This is a genomic window from Chryseobacterium sp. IT-36CA2, assembly GCF_949767875.1.
Classification (GTDB): Bacteria; Bacteroidota; Bacteroidia; order Flavobacteriales; family Weeksellaceae; genus Chryseobacterium.
This window is the reverse complement of the sequence record NZ_CATKPG010000021.1, coordinates 509,778-526,168: the sequence shown is the minus strand read 5'-3', so window position 1 is coordinate 526,168 and position 16,391 is coordinate 509,778. Positions and strand designations below refer to the sequence as shown.

The 16,391-nt window shown below is 36.8% G+C and carries 17 protein-coding genes; 7 read left to right on the top strand and 10 right to left on the bottom strand.

Features of this window, described 5'->3' with window-relative positions:
* The 3 genes from ACM6F9_RS13825 to ACM6F9_RS13815 are packed head-to-tail and all read right to left on the bottom strand — an operon-like array spanning position 1 to position 2,965.
* The gene (locus ACM6F9_RS13825) at positions 1-405 is read right to left on the bottom strand and encodes an energy transducer TonB (RefSeq protein ID WP_414846247.1); all 405 of its coding nucleotides are present in this window, start codon (positions 403-405) and stop codon (positions 1-3) included.
* Positions 406-428: 23 nt separating this feature from the next.
* Positions 429-1,730, bottom strand: coding sequence for an alpha/beta fold hydrolase (locus tag ACM6F9_RS13820; RefSeq protein WP_414846246.1), 1,302 nt, complete (start codon positions 1,728-1,730; stop codon positions 429-431).
* Positions 1,731-1,762: 32 nt separating this feature from the next.
* Positions 1,763-2,965 carry an NAD(P)/FAD-dependent oxidoreductase gene (locus ACM6F9_RS13815; protein WP_414846245.1) on the bottom strand — a complete coding sequence of 401 codons (1,203 nt, stop codon included), beginning with the start codon at positions 2,963-2,965 and terminating at the stop codon, positions 1,763-1,765.
* 115 nt (positions 2,966-3,080) lie between these two features.
* On the opposite strand from ACM6F9_RS13815, the gene ACM6F9_RS13810 reads away from it, so the two are divergent.
* From ACM6F9_RS13810 to ACM6F9_RS13790, 5 genes are all read left to right on the top strand, one after another.
* Positions 3,081-3,575, top strand: a complete 495-nt coding sequence (locus tag ACM6F9_RS13810; RefSeq protein ID WP_105700358.1) for an acyl-CoA thioesterase — start codon at positions 3,081-3,083, stop codon at positions 3,573-3,575.
* 89 nt (positions 3,576-3,664) lie between these two features.
* On the top strand, positions 3,665-4,717 hold the full coding sequence (gene thiL / locus ACM6F9_RS13805; protein WP_414846244.1) for a thiamine-phosphate kinase: 1,053 nt from the start codon (positions 3,665-3,667) through the stop codon (positions 4,715-4,717).
* 91 nt (positions 4,718-4,808) lie between these two features.
* Entirely contained in the window at positions 4,809-5,627 is an 819-nt protein-coding gene (locus ACM6F9_RS13800; RefSeq protein WP_414846243.1) for a helix-turn-helix domain-containing protein, read from the top strand.
* Between the two features lie 169 nt (positions 5,628-5,796).
* On the top strand, positions 5,797-7,017 hold the full coding sequence (locus ACM6F9_RS13795) for a multidrug effflux MFS transporter (protein ID WP_414846242.1): 1,221 nt from the start codon (positions 5,797-5,799) through the stop codon (positions 7,015-7,017).
* A 98-nt stretch (positions 7,018-7,115) separates the two neighbouring features.
* Positions 7,116-8,024: a DUF6268 family outer membrane beta-barrel protein gene (locus ACM6F9_RS13790; protein ID WP_414846241.1), complete on the top strand. Its 909-nt coding sequence runs from the start codon at positions 7,116-7,118 to the stop codon at positions 8,022-8,024.
* Between the two features lie 56 nt (positions 8,025-8,080).
* Here the strand turns inward: ACM6F9_RS13790 and ACM6F9_RS13785 are convergent, their stop codons facing one another.
* From ACM6F9_RS13785 to pepT, 7 genes are all read right to left on the bottom strand, one after another.
* Positions 8,081-8,815 carry a LytR/AlgR family response regulator transcription factor gene (locus ACM6F9_RS13785; protein ID WP_414846240.1) on the bottom strand — a complete coding sequence of 245 codons (735 nt, stop codon included), beginning with the start codon at positions 8,813-8,815 and terminating at the stop codon, positions 8,081-8,083.
* Positions 8,805-9,866 carry a sensor histidine kinase gene (locus ACM6F9_RS13780; RefSeq protein WP_414846239.1) on the bottom strand — a complete coding sequence of 354 codons (1,062 nt, stop codon included), beginning with the start codon at positions 9,864-9,866 and terminating at the stop codon, positions 8,805-8,807. The genes ACM6F9_RS13785 and ACM6F9_RS13780 overlap by 11 nt, the downstream gene beginning before the upstream one ends.
* Positions 9,867-9,945: 79 nt before the next feature.
* Entirely contained in the window at positions 9,946-10,539 is a 594-nt protein-coding gene (locus ACM6F9_RS13775) for a porin family protein (protein WP_414846238.1), read from the bottom strand.
* Positions 10,540-10,690: 151 nt separating this feature from the next.
* The gene (locus tag ACM6F9_RS13770) at positions 10,691-10,930 is read right to left on the bottom strand and encodes a hypothetical protein (RefSeq protein ID WP_414846237.1); all 240 of its coding nucleotides are present in this window, start codon (positions 10,928-10,930) and stop codon (positions 10,691-10,693) included.
* Between the two features lie 164 nt (positions 10,931-11,094).
* Positions 11,095-12,396, bottom strand: coding sequence for a hypothetical protein (locus ACM6F9_RS13765; RefSeq protein ID WP_414846236.1), 1,302 nt, complete (start codon positions 12,394-12,396; stop codon positions 11,095-11,097).
* Between the two features lie 162 nt (positions 12,397-12,558).
* Positions 12,559-13,125 (bottom strand): energy transducer TonB, encoded by a 567-nt coding sequence (locus tag ACM6F9_RS13760; protein ID WP_414846235.1) that lies wholly within the window; start codon positions 13,123-13,125, stop codon positions 12,559-12,561.
* Between the two features lie 6 nt (positions 13,126-13,131).
* Complete coding sequence (gene pepT, locus ACM6F9_RS13755) at positions 13,132-14,379, bottom strand: peptidase T (RefSeq protein ID WP_414846234.1); 1,248 nt, start codon at positions 14,377-14,379, stop codon at positions 13,132-13,134.
* A 187-nt stretch (positions 14,380-14,566) separates the two neighbouring features.
* Between pepT and ACM6F9_RS13750 the strand changes: the two genes are divergently transcribed.
* Both ACM6F9_RS13750 and ACM6F9_RS13745 read left to right on the top strand, forming a co-directional pair.
* The gene (locus ACM6F9_RS13750) at positions 14,567-15,415 is read left to right on the top strand and encodes a hydroxymethylglutaryl-CoA lyase (protein WP_047422114.1); all 849 of its coding nucleotides are present in this window, start codon (positions 14,567-14,569) and stop codon (positions 15,413-15,415) included.
* A gap of 113 nt (positions 15,416-15,528) precedes the next feature.
* The gene (locus ACM6F9_RS13745; RefSeq protein ID WP_414846233.1) at positions 15,529-16,365 is read left to right on the top strand and encodes a sulfurtransferase; all 837 of its coding nucleotides are present in this window, start codon (positions 15,529-15,531) and stop codon (positions 16,363-16,365) included.
* The last annotated feature ends 26 nt before the right edge of the window (positions 16,366-16,391 follow it).

The following is a 16,391-nucleotide window of genomic DNA, read 5'->3' as shown; positions in this document are numbered from 1 at the left end:
TTAATAATTTTTAAAAGTCATAGGAACGTTATATGTTGATTTAATGGCTTGCCCATTTTTAGTGGCGGGTTTCCATCTTTTTTTTAAAGCATTCATCACACGATCCATTTCTTTATTCAGAGCAGGGTTGTTTCCTGTTGTTGAAATAGAACTTATGCTTCCGTCAGGATTAACATCAAAAGATGTTAATGATTTCGATGTACCAGATGCTTTCTCCATACAGGAAAGATCAAAGATTTTACTCATATCCTGCCTTAGGGCAGTCATTCCTCCTGGATATTCAACAGGTGTAGTAACTGTGTTTTCTGTATTATTGTCTGTATTATAAGTGGTTTCTGGCTGGTTGGTTTGTGAAAATGCGATTCCAAAACCAAGACACAAAGCGAAGGTTACTATTTTTTTCATGTGTTTATATTATGGTATTCAGGTTATTTATTTTCAAAGAAATCAATTACTAATTCATTGAATAACTCCGGTTTTTCTTCGGGAACATAATGATTGGCATTGGGGATAATAGCTAATTGTCCCTTTGGGATAGATTCTGCGATTTTTACCGTATGTTCTGTTTTTATAAGATCATTATCTCCAGCAATGATTAATGATGGGCACTGAATTTTATTCAAATCCTCATACTTCCATTGGGGATACTTCAAATCCAGATTCAGAAGATCAATAAAGATATCATTTTTGTGGTCTTTATTGTCTTTAGTAAGGCTTACGAGCATTTCTTTCATGGATTTTAAATCATGATCTTTGACTCCTTCCGGAAAAATATTGGCTCCTGAACAGGCAATTTTGTCTACCATTTCGGGGTATTTCATGGCCATAGACAGTGCGAGAATCCCTCCGTCACTCCAGCCAATAATTTTTGTTTTTTTAATGTTCAGTTTCTCTAAAAACTGCTTAATATCCTCTGTCTGAATATCAAAAGTAAGTTCTTTCGTTTTGTCATAAGTAGACCTTCCTCTTTCGCGGCAATCTATAATGATCACTTTGTATTTTTTAGCAAAGGTGTCCTTCTGGTTCATAAAGGCACTGATAGACTGGCCATTGCCATGAAGCATAAGAACCGGCTCACCTTCTCCATAGGTTTCATAGTATAATTTGATGCCATTAACATCCATAAATTTTCCTTCCGGCATTGTTCCGATAATACCACGACCTTTGATCAACAAAGATTTACTGCCACTGAATGGTTGGTAATCCGAAGTTTCAATGGTAAAATTTTTTACGTGCTTTATTTTTTGAGAATGGATTCCTTCAAACCAACCCTTTGAAGAGGCAATCTCTTTTTCAAAACCTGAATTTTCCAGCGGAACTTCAGTCCATTTTTTTGACTTTCCATCATTGACTTCCAACTTAAAATCGTCAAAATAAAAATCCCCGTTGTTTTGTGCAAAAGCTCCGATATTCATAATCTTTGCAGATGGATTGATGGTTCCCTTTATTTCGTAGGTTTTCCATTCATGGGTTACTTGGATTCCATAATATTGATTTTCAAAGAAACTGGTAGACTCATCTTTATTATTTATTCTGCACCATAACCCACAATTGGAACCATTATCCTCATTGTCTTTTCTGATTTTTGCCGTTATACGGAAGTTCCAATTCTGTTTATACTCTATATTGACAGCTTGCGTGAATGATGTCCAGTCAGAGACAATCGTTTTTTCCTGACTATATCCTAGAAACAGCCAAAATAGAAGAAGGAATACGAAATTTTTTTTCATGTGTTTAGTTTATAATAAAAATAATGCTTTTTTTACAAGCTGTTAAGATCCTGTGCAATCAGCCACCCTTCACTCCAGCAAGCCTGAAAATTGAACCCGCCTGTCACAGCATCTATATTGAGAACTTCTCCTGCAATATAGAAATTAGGAAGTAATTTTGAAGACATGTTTTTAAAGTTAATTTCCTTTAAATCAACACCTCCAGCCGTTACAAACTCATCTTTAAAAGTTGATTTTCCAGTCACCTGAAACTTTTTTTGACAAAGGTTTTCAATGATTTTCTGCATTTCTTTTCCGGAAATATTCGCAACCTGTTTATTAAGATCAACCTTTGAGATATCTAAAATCTTCTGCCAGAATCTGTTCGTAATATCAAATATTTTGGCTTGTCCGATCGTCTTTTTAGGATTGCTTTGTTTAAAATTATTAAAAATTTCTTCTGCTTCAGTCTTTTCTATGGAAACGAAATTAACTTCAATTTCAAAGTTATATTTAAGCTTTGCGAGGCTTATCGCTTCCCAAGCCGAAATTTTAAGAACAGCCGGTCCGGAAAGTCCCCAGTGCGTAATCAGCAAAGGTCCGCTTTCTTCAGTTTTTAGTTTAGGAATAGAAATTCCGGCATTTTCAAAGCTTGTTCCCGGAAGATCTTTCAGCAAGTCATCTTTAATATTAAAGGTGAAAAGGGAAGGGACAAGATCTACAATTTTATGTCCTAAATTTTCAACTAGTTTTAATGATTTTGGAGAGCTTCCGGTAGTATATACAATATAATCTGCCTCAAAATCGCCTGAATTGGTTCTTACAATATATTTTTCTTCCTGTTTTTCAATCTCTTTTACCGTACATTTTGTTTGCACCGTAACATTTTTCTTTTGAGTTTCATTCAGGAAAGTATTGATAATGGTCTGAGAAGAATTACTTTCAGGGAAAGTTCTGTTATCGTTTTCAATTTTCAACGGAACATTACGCTGGTCAAACCATTCCATAGTGTCACCTGGCTGAAATTTGCTGAAAACACTGAGTAATTCCTTGTTTCCACGAGGATAAAACTGAACCAGTTCTCTTGGATCAAAGCATGCATGGGTAACATTGCAGCGTCCACCACCAGAAATCTTAACTTTCTGAAGAACATCTGAGTTCTGTTCTAAAATCGTAATTGTATATTTTTTTTCGTCAAGATTAGATGCACAGAAAAAGCCTGCAGCACCGCCTCCGATAATAATGATCTGTTTCATGTATATGCAATCCTATGCGGAAGATTATTTTTTCAAAAGTACAATTTTTATAAACCATCTTATTTGAGTATTTTTGAAGATTATTATTTTATAATATTCAAAAACGATTTTCAAAATGATTTTCTACCATAAATTTGAAGTGCGATGGAGCGATCTTGATGCCAACAAGCACTTAGCCAATTCATCATATGTACAATATTGTGCACAAGCCAGAATGGCTTTCATGACTAAAGAGAAAATGGGAGTTACCCAGCTGAGCAGATGGGGAATAGGCCCTGTGATCCTGCACGAAAGATATTCTTTCTTCAAAGAAATTTATGCAGATCAGATCGTCATTGTAAGTGTAGAAATAGACGGATGTGCGGAGGATTCCTCCATCTACCGTTTCGTACACAAGTTTTATACTCCGGATGGTATGCACTGTGCTACTGCAGAAGCTACAGGAGTATGGATTGATATGATGCTTAGAAAAATGACCACTCCACCAGATGATGTAGTGGAAGCTATGAATAAGTACAAGAGCCCGGAAACTGTGGTATTATCTAGAGAGGATTTCAAAAAATTCCCTTTCCACCCCCACAATATTGACCCGGCAGAGATTAATATATAAATGATGAATGATGATTGATATACGATGAAAATCTGTATTCATGATATATCAGTTATCATTTCTCAATGATCACTTATAAACAGAAATTTATGTTTGAAGATAAATCACAGGAGCTGACGCCCATTTCGAAATTAGGAGAATTTGGTCTTATTAAGCATTTGACAGAGCATTTTCCATTATCCAATGAATCTTCGGAGCTTGGAGTAGGAGATGATGCAGCAGTTATTAATCCTGATAACAAAAAAGTAATTCTTACAACAGATGTGCTGGCAGAAGGCGTACACTTTAATCTGGGCTATGTTCCATTAAAACATTTAGGTTATAAAGCTGTGGTGGTAAACCTAAGCGATATTGCTGCAATGAATGCAACGCCTACACAGATTTTGGTTTCTCTTGCGGTGTCTAATCGTTTTCCGGTGGAAGCTTTAGAAGAAATCTATTCCGGAATTCAGGCGGCATGTGGAAGATACAAAGTTGATTTGATTGGAGGAGATACTACAAGTTCTAATTCTGGGTTGGTAATGAGTATTACAGCTGTAGGAATTGAAAATGAAGAGAACATCGTAAAAAGAAGCGGAGCAAAACCAAATGATCTTCTTGTAGTAACGGGAGATTTGGGTGGAGCATACATGGGATTACAGATTCTTGAAAGAGAACATGCTGTTTTTCTTGCAGATCCAAATATGCAGCCTGAAATGGAAGGCTACGACTATATCCTGGAAAGACAGTTGAAACCTGAAGCAAGAACAGACGTTAAAAAGATTTTAGAAGAATTGGATATCAAACCAACTTCTATGATTGATATTTCAGACGGTCTGGCTTCCGAAATCCTTCACCTTTCAGATCAGTCAAATGTAGGGTTCAGATTATATGAAGAGAAAGTTCCGTTGGATAATCTTACGATTTCTACAGCGGATGAAATGAATTTGAATCCGGTAATGACGGCTCTAAGCGGTGGGGAAGATTATGAGCTTTTGTTCACCATTTCGGCAAATGATTTTGATAAAATTAAAAATCATCCGGATTTTACGATTATAGGACATGCAGTAGAAAAAGAAGAAGGAAACTTTATGGTAGCAAGAGGATCTAACCAGCTGGTAGCACTTACCGCTCAGGGTTGGGATGCTTTTTTAAACCAATAAAATCGAAAAATTATATTTAATTTTAAATATTGTAAGAAAACCGCAGCACTTTTTTTGCTGTGGTTTTTGTTTATAGCCAAATAATGTAGTGATGATTACACCAGAAAAAGAAATCCCGGTTCACCATCTGACTTCTGAAGAATTTCAGATGAGTACTCTGAGTGATGCTGGCCCTGAAAACTTTCATGATGTTCACAGGCATAATTTTTTTGAAATTATATGGTTCCGTGAAGTGTGTGAAAACAGCCGTTTAGAACTGGATTTTGAAAGCTATAAACTTGAAAATAATCAAATCTGTATCATTGCGCCGGGACAGGCATTTAACATGAAACTGGAAGGCGAGGAGGGATATGCAATGGCAATAAGTCGGGAGATTTTCAACGAAGCATGCAATATAGAATCCGTACTCACAGGAGGTGAGCTTCCCTTTTTTTTAAATCCAAAAAATGAAAATACCTGCAGTACAATTATTGCATTGATGGAGCAGGAATATAAAACAACAGCAAGAACGGAACTCTTAAAGGCTTATCTCAAAGCATTTTGTATCATTATCGGAGAACAGATTATTCCTCAGGGACCTTTATTGAATGATCGTCAGCGTATTCAGGAACTTATCGGCCTTATTGAAAAGCATTACATAGAGCATAAAGAAACAATTTTCTATGCAGATCAGTTGAAGATCAGCAGTCATCATCTTAATGATATCGTGCGCCTTTTGAGAGGAACAACTGTGAAAAAGATGATTGCCCAGAGAATTATTCTGGAAGCGAAAAGAGAGCTTAGCTTTGGCGCTTTAACCGTAAAAGAAATCGCTTTTAAATTAGGTTTTAGCGATGCTTCTTACTTTTCCCGCTTTTTTAAAAAACATACCCTTCAGAATCCTGATGGATTCAGACCTGGAAAAGGCTAATCCTCAGAATGTTCCTTTATTTCTCAGTTTAGATAAATAATTTGGACATGATTAGATAGTAAAATCCTCAATTTGTGCTATCCTTCCTTCAGTTCTTTTATTGAAAAACGATACTTTTTACAGCAATTTTGCAGCTGGAAAAAACGCCTGCGAAGGCTTATTGTTATTTATGAAGAAGAATTTGAATATTGTAGTGTTTATTCTCGCACTACTCAACACGTTAGAGTCGCTTAGTATAGACCTTTATCTTCCCGCTTTCCCAAGTATGGCGAAGATTTTTAATACGGATATCGGGCATATTCAGGTGTCCATTTCTGTATTTTTTGCCGGATTTGCTTTCGGACAGCTGTTATGGGGACCTTTATCTGATAAAAAAGGAAGGAAACCTATGCTTTACTGCGGACTTTTGTTGTTTATTATAGGAACAACAGCCATCTATTTTACCTCAGATATTTATGTTTTATGGACAATGCGTTTTCTGCAGGCATTCGGAGGAAGTGCCGGAATTGTTATCGGAAGGGCGATAATTATTGATCTCTATGATAAGCATAAAGCAGTCACCATCTTTTCACAGCAATCACAAATCAGTGGTATTGCTCCCATTGTGGCTCCGTTATTAGGAAGTGTATTTCTTAAATTCTGGGGCTGGAATAGTTCCTTTGCCTTTTTATGCATCATGGGATTGATCACTTTTTTCATGGTATACAAATATGTACCGGAAACCAATGCCCGAATCCATCTTTCCGAAGATGAAATGCTGGATGAAAAAGGATTGAAAGAGCAGCTGAAAATGATTATTTCCAACAAAGATTTTATCAACAGTACTATGGTGGGAAGTATTGCTTTTGCATCTTTGATTATTTATATCTCTAATGCTCCGTTTTTATTCATGGAGATCCATGGATTTTCGAGCAGTACATTTAGTTTTATATTTGCTTTTAACTCATTGGCATTGATAACAGCAGCTTATATTACCCCTAAGCTGATCAAAAGAATAAGTAATTCAACATTGCTATTTGCTGCTACAATTGTATTGCTGATAGTATGTACGCTTCATATTCTTATTGCTGCTGAAAATCTTTCTGTAGCTTTAGAAATTGCAATGCTTTATCTGTCATTACTGGCTATTGGTATTCTGTTTCCAATCACCTCAGCGCATGCCCTATCTCCTTTTAAGGAAGGAAGAGGAACAGCTGCAGCACTTCTAGGATTTATGCAGTTGATGGTAACCTTTTTAATTTCTGGACTGATAGGTTTCCTGGAAGCTGATTCTATCATTCCGATGGTGGTAACACGTTCTGCACTGGCTTTAATCGCGGTATGGTTCGGATATCGTATTTTTAAAACTCAAAAAGCAACTCCTTCAATAGTTGCTCAACCGGGGAACTAATCCTCTTATTTGATCCTGTTGTCATACAATCCGGACACTTAATCAAGTAATTTTTGTAAAAAATAGTCAAAGGGTTCTCTTTGCATCAAATTTAAAATATGAAAAGAACCCTTTCGACAGCTTTATGCTGTATATTGCCATTAGGATACTGTGTGAACGCACAGTCAGGGCTCTCCGCAGAGCTTAAAACCGAGTATATTCCTGCATCCAACTACATTCGGCCTGAAGACAGTACAAAGACGAATTCTAAAAGTGATTTTAAAAGAGTAGATCTGAATCTCAGCATTCCGCTATCCGTAAAAAAAGATACCGATGGGAAAGTAAGATCGTGGTCTATGCTGCTGAGCGGATCTTATGCAAAGATGACCCACAAAAATTATGAAACTCAGTTATTTCCTGATCAGATGCTAAATGCTCAGGTCGGAATACAGCATATGAGGCCCTTAGGCAAAAAATGGAGTATGATGATGACGGCATCGGTAGGAGTGTATACAGACCTTGAAAAAGTAAGTTTTGATGACGTATTGGGGCAGGGCGGAATTTTATTTATCAGGCACTTTAATCCTAATATTTCATTAGGTGGAGGTCCGGTGCTTACTACGGCCTTTGGAGTTCCTATGATTTTACCCTGGATTTATTTCGACTGGAAAACGAACGGAAAGATTAAATTCAATATTAATTTTCCGGAAGGAATGGAAGCCGGATATCTGTTTTCAGACAAATTTGCTTTAAAAGCTGTGGTCAACCTAAGCGGAATGACGGTAGAACGAAATAAGGATGGGAAATCTATGTTGCTTGGTTATCAGCAGATTACAGCAGGATTCAGACCGGAGATAAAAATCAATGACAGGCTTACCTTACGTCTCACAGGAGGAACGGCTTTACTGAGAAGCTTCAGTGAAAATGACCGGAAGATCAAAAGTATTTTCAGGGACAAGAAAATAGCAGATCCTAGATTTTCAAGCACATTCTATGCTGCAGTATCCCTGCGTTGGAATCTGCCATAAAAAATACCGGAGGCAGGGGATTTGATAACCTCCAGCTTCCGGTTTCTCTTTACCCATTACTTGCTTATTAACTTTTTGTAAACTACTTGATTAAGCAGCTCTTCTTTTCTTGTACGTGATATGGGAAGCTCAATTTTATTAATAAAAAGACGTCCTCCGGAAATCATATCAATATGAGTAATATTGATGAGGTAAGATTTGTGAATCCTGAAAAAATGATCCGAAGGAAGCGATTCCTCAATAGCTTTCATCGTCTGATGGATAATCAATGATTTATCTTTAAAATGAAGCTTGGTGTAGTTCTGCATACTTTCAATATAAAGAATATCTACCCACGAAATTTTAATGAAGGTATCAGACTGTCTTACATAGAGGAAAGGGTCATCCAGAGTTGTATTGTTTTTTAATTTTTCACTGATAATAAACTGTTGTTGTGCCTTATTTACAGCCTGATAAAAACGGTTAAAAGCAATAGGTTTTAATAGATAATCCACTACCTGAAGGCGAAATCCTTCCAAAGCATATTCAGAATAAGCCGTTGTAAGAATGCATAAAGGAGGATTTTCCAGCTGTTCCAAAAATTCCAACCCCGTAAGATAAGGCATATTAATATCCAAAAAGAGGAGGTCTATTTCGTTCTCCTTTACTATAGTATCTGCCTCCAAAGCTGTGGCACAAGTACCTTCAACGGATAAAAAATCAATCTGATCCGCCAGTTCTTTAAGATGGAATCTTGCCAGAGGCTCGTCATCTATAATCAGGCATTTCATTTTAGGGATATTACTGCTCATTATGATCAGATAATTTTAAAATTAAAGTTACTTTAAAAATATTATTGTTCGTTTCAATCTTTAGATCGTGAGAATCCGGATATTGAAGTTTTAGTCGTTTTTGTACATTTTGAAGGCCAATTCCTCCAGTACCCTTCTTCTTTTTATGAATTGCTCTGTCAGAATAGGAATTTTCAACACAGAAATAAAGGGTATTATTTTCTTCTTTACAGGAAATTTCAACATATCCTTTATGCCCTGGGAGCCTGCAAACATACTTAAAAGCATTCTCAATAAAAGTGACCAAAAGGAGAGGAGCTATGAAAAGTTTTTTATTGGTCATTTCCCAGGTTACCCTTACATCCAGTTCATTGCCCCATCTTAGTTTTTCAACTTCTACAAGATTTTGTATATGCTCTATATCTTTATTGAGGAAAACCAGATTTTCATTACAATGGTAAAGCTGATAGCGTAAAATATCCGAAAATTTAAGCAGTAGATAATCAGCGAGTTGTGTGTCTGTTTTCATCAGAATATGGATGTGGTTCAGAATATTGAATACCACATGAGGATTGATCTGATCCTGTAAGAGTTTAAGCTGATTCTCCAGGTGAGCCTGCTGAAGGAGAATATGGTCACGCTCTATTCTTCCGTGTTCTTTATAAAATTTGATACCACATGCTGCTCCGTTGATCAGAAATGAAGCAGGTAAAGACATATAAAAGCCTTTCCATAAAAAAGGAAGCTGACCTGAAAAGCTTTTTGGAAGCTCTTCTTTTGGAGCAACTTCAAGATAAGTGAAAATTACCGCGAAGATGAGGCTCAATATGAAAATAACCATCACAACCTGTACCAGAAACCTTTTCATCTTTTTTTCACGCAAAGCTTTCGGAAGAAGCTTATTGGTCAAAAAATGAGTGAAAGTAAAAGAAGAAACCGTAACAATAACAGTTTGAATCATAGCAAGATACTTCTCTGTTGTGATCTGAAAATTACACCAGAGTACAATAGCGAGAACAAACCAGAAGATAAACGTAAATATGTATTCTTTTAAAACAAAAGATTTTGTCATGGAACGGGAAATAGATTAATAAAAAAATTAGAAACTGTAGGGAAAACAGTTTCTAACAGGTAAAGATAATTTAAGTTTTTTAGAACAGGAAATAGCCTATTCCGAGGGAAAAACTATGGGGTTTAGACTTAAATTCTTTACTAATGCTTGTAAGGCCGGTCTCATACCTCAGGTCTACCGTGAAGTTTTTATAATCTAATCCTAGACCTCCTGTAACTCCAATATTGGATTTGTCAAACTTTTTAAATCCTTCCTGTAGAGCCTGAGAAGTCGACAAATTATTGTTGAAAGCATAGCTGTAAACTCCTCCTGCAAATATTCTTACATTGAAATCATCAGCTTTAATCAGTTTATATCCTACTACCACAGGAATATCAATAGCGTTCCAGGAAAGTTTTGAAGAGTTTCCGTCTTGGGACTCGAATGATGTTTTCCTTTTGTTGAACAAAGCTTCTCCCTGTACATACAGTTTTCCGATATCCATTCTTGTCATTACCCCTGCCTGATATCCCAAACCATATTTTCCTTCCAGTGAAGATTCCGTTGAGGTTTTTGTAAAGTTGGCCCCTCCCTTTACCCCAATGTGAAAAGCAGGAGTCTGCTGTGCTTTGGTTTCTATACTGCAGAAAATGCATAATAACAATGCACTTAGAGCGAAAAATTGCTGCTTCATAATTTAATTGTTGTTTAAAATCTGATGCAAAACAACAACTATGAAGAATGGAATGAAATTTTATTTGATGAATGGCAGAAATACTTTGACAAAGATCTGTTTTTGAGTGAAAAATAAAACCGGAAGTATTACTACTCCCGGTTTTCTATTACTAATAAGGTTGTTCTTCACAGATAGAAGGAGGATTACATCCGCCACCACCTCCGCCAGGATTTCCACCGCCTCCTACAGCGATGCATTGTCCCGGATTTCCGTCTTCATACATTTCACACGCATATCCCCAGGCGCATTGGCAGTCGTCCTGACAATTATAAGAGTTGCCTCCCATATGGCAGCCTCCAGGACCGCTGCCCAGAATGGTGGATAAGTCTTTTCTCAAAAGTTTTTTCATTGTTTTCATGATAATTTGGTATTAAATGTTATAGTTTAAAATTGTACGTCCTTGTAAATATAATAAAAATAACTAATGAATTGTAAATGAATTGTATGCAGGGCTGTTATACAAAGAAAGCCACTACGAGAGTGGCCATCTTATGATAGATAGAAAGTTGTGTCTTAGAAATTGAAATCCTTCTGATACAGCATATATTCTTTTTTGAAAAGAGGGAAGGTTCCTTCATATCTTAGAGGAGAAATTCCAAAACCATAAAACATATCTGCCTGTATTTTGCCTTTTACAGAAAATACCCCTTTTCTTTCAGGAATAAATGTGAGTCCCAAAGACGAAAGGGCAGAAGCTCTTCCCCTTAACCCGGAATTGGCAATAGGAATAGAAATAAACATCAGTCCTACGGCTCCTTTGGCCTCTAAACCTGCCTCAGCAGATAGATTTCCTTCCACACTGGTAATCGCAGGATCGGATTTCTTTTGCAGATTGATATTAATCGCTGGAGTTTTACTTACCAAAAAGTTGGCATTTCCTTCAAGGTCCAAAAGCTGTCCCTGAACCTTTCCTGTTGCCTGTACTCCAAGAAATGGCCCTGCAGAAATGGTAGGGCTTAAGATCAGCCCGGTAGGTCCTAAAACAATAGGTACTATAGGAATATTCAGATAGTCTGTAGTACTTGCGGTGTAGCCAAGACTTCCTACAATAGTGGCAGTACTCTGAAGCTGAATATCATCCATGATGAAATTGACATAAAAATCAGACAAATGCCCCCACGAGAATGTAATATTGTAATCAATTTTTGGACTAAACCCACCTTTTACATTGACACTTGATGTTCCAGCGGAAGACAAAGGAAATGAAAAGGTCTTATCAAAATTAAAACGGTTGAAAGCAACTATTTTTTGCTTTTGCAGATTCCTTGCTTCAATGGAAAATATTTTATTATTGATTTCCTGGGAAACCATCCCTTCTACGGGAACATAATTCACCATTTTTCCATTGATACTAACGGGAGCTTTGTCTGAAGGATCATACATTCCGCTTAATGTTCCGCTATAAATAAACTCTTCGAGCTTCGCACTGGATGTTTGTACGGTGAACTGGTTATTCGCTTTAGAAACCGAGCTCACTTTTGAAAGGATTGTGCTCACCTGATCGCCTTCTACTTTAGTACCCACAATAACAGTTCCCGCCGAAATACTGTCTGTTTGCGGAGTCATACGGCTAAATGTAATCTGTCCTTCGTTATGAGCAGAAATGGCATTTACCGATTCATCATTCAGAATAATAACATTTTTTTGTAAAGTCAAATTTCCCAAAGTCTTCATTTGAACAGACTCTGCGGGCTTTTCAACAGGAGTATCCGCGGGATCATCCTGAGAACAAGACATTAAAAGAAACAAACAGAAAATTGAAAGAAGAAAAGAAAAATAAAATTTTCTGTTGATTTTGAAGTGGTTAGATTTCATTCTCATAAGCAGTGATTTTAAGTTTCTCTCTAATTTAGAAGAATTATCTAAGGCCTACAAAAGAATTGCATTAAATTACTGTCAATAACATAATGATTTTCAGTAACATTATTCAAATATGAAAAAGAAAAACCCGCTTTAAATAAAAGTGGGTTTTTGATATTATTTCTTAAAAACGAATGTTAAAGGGAGAGAAACAGTAGAAGATACAGGTTTTCCCTTGTCTTCTGCGGGTTTCCATTTTCCTTTCTCTCGGATTCGGTAAAAAGCAGCTTCAATGAAGGCATTTACATCCTCATTACTTCCTTTTACGTTAGGATCAAGAGCGTTTCCTTTAGAATCCACCACAAAAGTCATTGTTACTTTATAAGAGTCCGAATAAAAACTTAAAAAATCAAGATTGACAGCTTCGGATAATTGCTTTTGGAAAGCAGCTTTACCCTTGTCATATTCCGCTTCTTTAGTAACTTTTGTTTTTACAGGGGGATTGGCTGTGATCATTTTTTTGTCATCAACAGAAGCCTTATCTAAAGCATCCTTGTAGGCTGCAATTTTATCCTCTGTCAAAAGCCATTCTTTTTTCGTTCTTAAATCATTAGGCTTAGGATATTTGTTATACAGAGCCGTTTTCTTTCTCTCATAGCGGGAATCTGCCCTCTGAAATTCAGAAACCTGGGCGCTGCCAAAAATAAAAGTGAAAATGAATGCTGATGCTAAGACCTTTTTCATGATTTATTAAGCTTTTACAATATTAATAATTACTTCAGTTGCTTTCTCCATGCTTTCCAGAGCTACATATTCGTAAGGTCCGTGGAAATTGATTCCTCCAGCGAAGATATTCGGGCACGGAAGTCCCATGTAAGAAAGCTGTGCGCCATCTGTCCCACCTCTGATGGCTTTGATTTTAGGCTCTATACCCGCTTCAGTCATTGCTTTTGCAGCAAGGTCTACAATATGCATTTTACCTTCAAATTGCTGCTTCATATTTCTGTACTGCTCTTTGATTTCCACTTCAGCAGTTCCTTCACCATGTTTTTGATTGAATTCTGCTACTTTTCCTTCCATGAATTTCTTTCTGGCTTCGAATTTATCTGCATCATGATCACGGATAATGTATTGAAGTTTTGCTTCAGAGATATCAGCTGTAATGTCCATTAGGTGGTAAAACCCATCAAAACCTTTTGTTGTTGAAGGAGTTTCGTTGGCAGGAAGCATTTGAGCAAATTCCGCAGCTAAAAGAGCAGCGTTGATCATTTTTCCGTAAGCATAACCCGGGTGAACACTTAGTCCGTGGATCTTTACAACCGCTCCGGCAGCATTAAAGTTTTCATATTCCAATTCTCCAACTTCTCCACCGTCCATAGTATAAGCCCATTCTGCACCAAATTTAGCAACATCAAACTTGTGAGCACCTCTTCCGATTTCTTCATCCGGAGTAAATCCTATAGCAATTCTTCCATGCTTGATTTCAGGATGAGCAATAAGATATTCCGCAGCAGTTACAATTTCTGCACAGCCTGCTTTGTCATCAGCACCAAGAAGAGTTGTTCCATCAGTGGTAATTAACGTCTGACCGATATATTTTTTTAAACTTTCAAATCTTGAAGGAGATAAAGTGAATCCTGTAGCCTGGTTCAACAGAAGATCATTTCCGTCATAATTTTCCCAAACCTGAGGCTTTACATTTTCTCCACTGAAATCCGGTGAAGTATCATAATGTGAAATAAACCCGATCGTAGGTCTGTCATTGTTTTCAAGGTTAGAAGGAACATAACCCATAATATAACCGTTGCTGTCTATTGAAACATCCTCAAGACCGATGGTCTTCAGTTCTTCAGTAATAAAGTTGGCAATATCCCACTGACGCGGAGTAGAAGGTGTCGTTTCACTTTCTGCATCGCTGGTAGAATATATTTTTACATAGCTAAGAAAACGGTTCAGTAACTTTTCTTTCCACAATGGGTTGAATTCTATTGTACTCATCAGATATCATAAATTTTAACAAAGTTAGCAAATTTGATGCTGAGAATACGTTATTTGCGATTTAATATCAGTTATTGAAATTATTAATCAGATATAAATCTTTGAAAATCAAAATAGTGTTAGCTTTGTATGTACAGTATACTAAGTAGTTTAGTTTTATTATATTTGAGAAAATCAAAAAGTAACAATGTTTCTTACCGAATGTCCTAGAGATGCTATGCAGGGATGGGGAGAATTTATCCCTACCGATAAAAAAATAGATTATATCAACTCCTTGATGGATGTTGGCTTTGATGTATTGGATTGCCTGAGTTTTGTTTCTCCAAAAGCGATTCCGCAGATGGCTGATTCTGATGAGGTGGCCGAAAATATCGACAAATCACGATCCAAGACTAAAGTTTCTGCCATCATTGGTAATTACAGAGGTGCAGAAAAAGCGTTGAAACACCAGTCGGTAGATATTCTGGGTTTCCCGTTTTCTATTTCCGAAACTTTTCAGCATAGAAATACGAATAAAAGCCAGGAAGAAGCTTTTGATGAAATCATTAAAATGCTTGAACTGGTAAAGAGTGAAGGCAAACAGCTTAATATTTATTTCTCCATGGCCTTTGGAAATCCATACGGTGAAATGTGGAAGTGGGAAGATGTTGACCAGTGGGCACAAAGATTCTCTGACATCGGAGTGAAAGATATTTTATTATCTGATACAACCGGTGTTGCAACTCCGGAAACGATTGCTCTTTTGTTTGAAAAAATACCTTCAAAATATCCAGAGATCAACTTCGGAGGACATTTTCATAACCGTTATGAAGATTCCTATTCGAAATTAAAAGCGGCTTACGATAAAGGCTGTAGAAGATTTGACAGTGCTATCAAAGGAATCGGAGGATGTCCTATGGCTAAGGATGATCTTGTGGGAAATATGCCTACAGAGCAGGTCATCAACTTCATGAGTGTTGAAAAAGCAGAACATAAACTGAACCTTCTGAATTTTGAAAGTTCTTATAACAAAGCGAAGGATATTTTTCATTTTTAAATAGGAGTGAAGAATAAAATAATCAATAGGAGCGGGCTTTAGCCCGCTTTACTATATTGAAATAGAGTTGGCTTTAGCCAAAACATACTTAAATTAACCCAAAATCAACAAAAATGTCTCCAATTATCTCACCATCCGAACTCAAAAATATTCCAACAAAAAATCTTGTTATTCTTGATGCAAGAACCGGAAAAGACGTAAAGAAGAATTACCTTGAAAAGCATATTAGCGGAGCAAGGTTTATTGATCTGGATAATGATCTTGCTGAGATAGGAGAAGACGCTGCTTTTGGAGGCAGACATCCGCTTCCTTCTGTAGAAAGGTTTGCGGAAACACTTTCTACTCTTGGAATTTCAGAGGGAGCTCATATTGTTGTATATGATGATAAAAATGCTTCAAACGCTGCGGCGCGTGCTTGGTGGATGCTAAGATCTTTTGGATTTGAAAAAGTTCAGATTCTCGATGGCGGCATGCAGGCTGCCGAAAAAGCAGGGTTAGAATTTTCTTCCGGAGATGAAACATTTGATAAAGCTTCTTTACTCAAAAAAGAGCAATGGCTTCTTCCGGTTTCAAGTCTGGAAGTTGTTGAAAATGAATTGGAAAACGGTTCTTCTACGGTTGTTGATGTGAGAGATGCTTATCGTTATAAAGGTGAATCTGAACCTATTGATTTGGTAGCTGGACATATTCCGGGAGCGATCAATATTCCTTTTTCTGAAAATCTTGATGAAAGTGGAAATTTTTTGAGTCCTGAAATTTTAAAAGAAAAATATAAGCAGTTATTAGAAAACAAACCTGAACATCTGATTATTCACTGTGGATCGGGGGTCACTGCTTGTCATACTATTCTAGCTTTGGACTATGCTGGATTTCCCATTCCGGATCTGTATGTAGGCTCTTGGAGTGAGTGGAGCAGAAGAGAAGGAAAGGAAATAGCAAAAGATATTTAAAAACAAAAACCCCAAAAGAATTCTTT

Excerpts from the sequence above, each read along its gene's own strand:
- pepT (WP_414846234.1), bottom strand. The coding sequence starts at position 14,379 with ATGAGTACAATAGAATTCAACCCATTGTGGAAAGAAAAGTTACTGAAC.
- ACM6F9_RS13820 (WP_414846246.1), bottom strand. The coding sequence starts at position 1,730 with ATGAAAAAAAATTTCGTATTCCTTCTTCTATTTTGGCTGTTTCTAGGA.
- ACM6F9_RS13795 (WP_414846242.1), top strand. The coding sequence starts at position 5,797 with ATGAAGAAGAATTTGAATATTGTAGTGTTTATTCTCGCACTACTCAAC.
- ACM6F9_RS13785 (WP_414846240.1), bottom strand. The coding sequence starts at position 8,815 with ATGAGCAGTAATATCCCTAAAATGAAATGCCTGATTATAGATGACGAG.
- ACM6F9_RS13815 (WP_414846245.1), bottom strand. The coding sequence starts at position 2,965 with ATGAAACAGATCATTATTATCGGAGGCGGTGCTGCAGGCTTTTTCTGT.
- ACM6F9_RS13760 (WP_414846235.1), bottom strand. The coding sequence starts at position 13,125 with ATGAAAAAGGTCTTAGCATCAGCATTCATTTTCACTTTTATTTTTGGC.
- ACM6F9_RS13810 (WP_105700358.1), top strand. The coding sequence starts at position 3,081 with ATGATTTTCTACCATAAATTTGAAGTGCGATGGAGCGATCTTGATGCC.
- ACM6F9_RS13775 (WP_414846238.1), bottom strand. The coding sequence starts at position 10,539 with ATGAAGCAGCAATTTTTCGCTCTAAGTGCATTGTTATTATGCATTTTC.
- thiL (WP_414846244.1), top strand. The coding sequence starts at position 3,665 with ATGTTTGAAGATAAATCACAGGAGCTGACGCCCATTTCGAAATTAGGA.
- ACM6F9_RS13770 (WP_414846237.1), bottom strand. The coding sequence starts at position 10,930 with ATGAAAAAACTTTTGAGAAAAGACTTATCCACCATTCTGGGCAGCGGT.
- ACM6F9_RS13790 (WP_414846241.1), top strand. The coding sequence starts at position 7,116 with ATGAAAAGAACCCTTTCGACAGCTTTATGCTGTATATTGCCATTAGGA.
- ACM6F9_RS13745 (WP_414846233.1), top strand. The coding sequence starts at position 15,529 with ATGTCTCCAATTATCTCACCATCCGAACTCAAAAATATTCCAACAAAA.
- ACM6F9_RS13750 (WP_047422114.1), top strand. The coding sequence starts at position 14,567 with ATGTTTCTTACCGAATGTCCTAGAGATGCTATGCAGGGATGGGGAGAA.
- ACM6F9_RS13780 (WP_414846239.1), bottom strand. The coding sequence starts at position 9,866 with ATGACAAAATCTTTTGTTTTAAAAGAATACATATTTACGTTTATCTTC.
- ACM6F9_RS13825 (WP_414846247.1), bottom strand. The coding sequence starts at position 405 with ATGAAAAAAATAGTAACCTTCGCTTTGTGTCTTGGTTTTGGAATCGCA.
- ACM6F9_RS13800 (WP_414846243.1), top strand. The coding sequence starts at position 4,809 with ATGATTACACCAGAAAAAGAAATCCCGGTTCACCATCTGACTTCTGAA.
- ACM6F9_RS13765 (WP_414846236.1), bottom strand. The coding sequence starts at position 12,396 with ATGAAATCTAACCACTTCAAAATCAACAGAAAATTTTATTTTTCTTTT.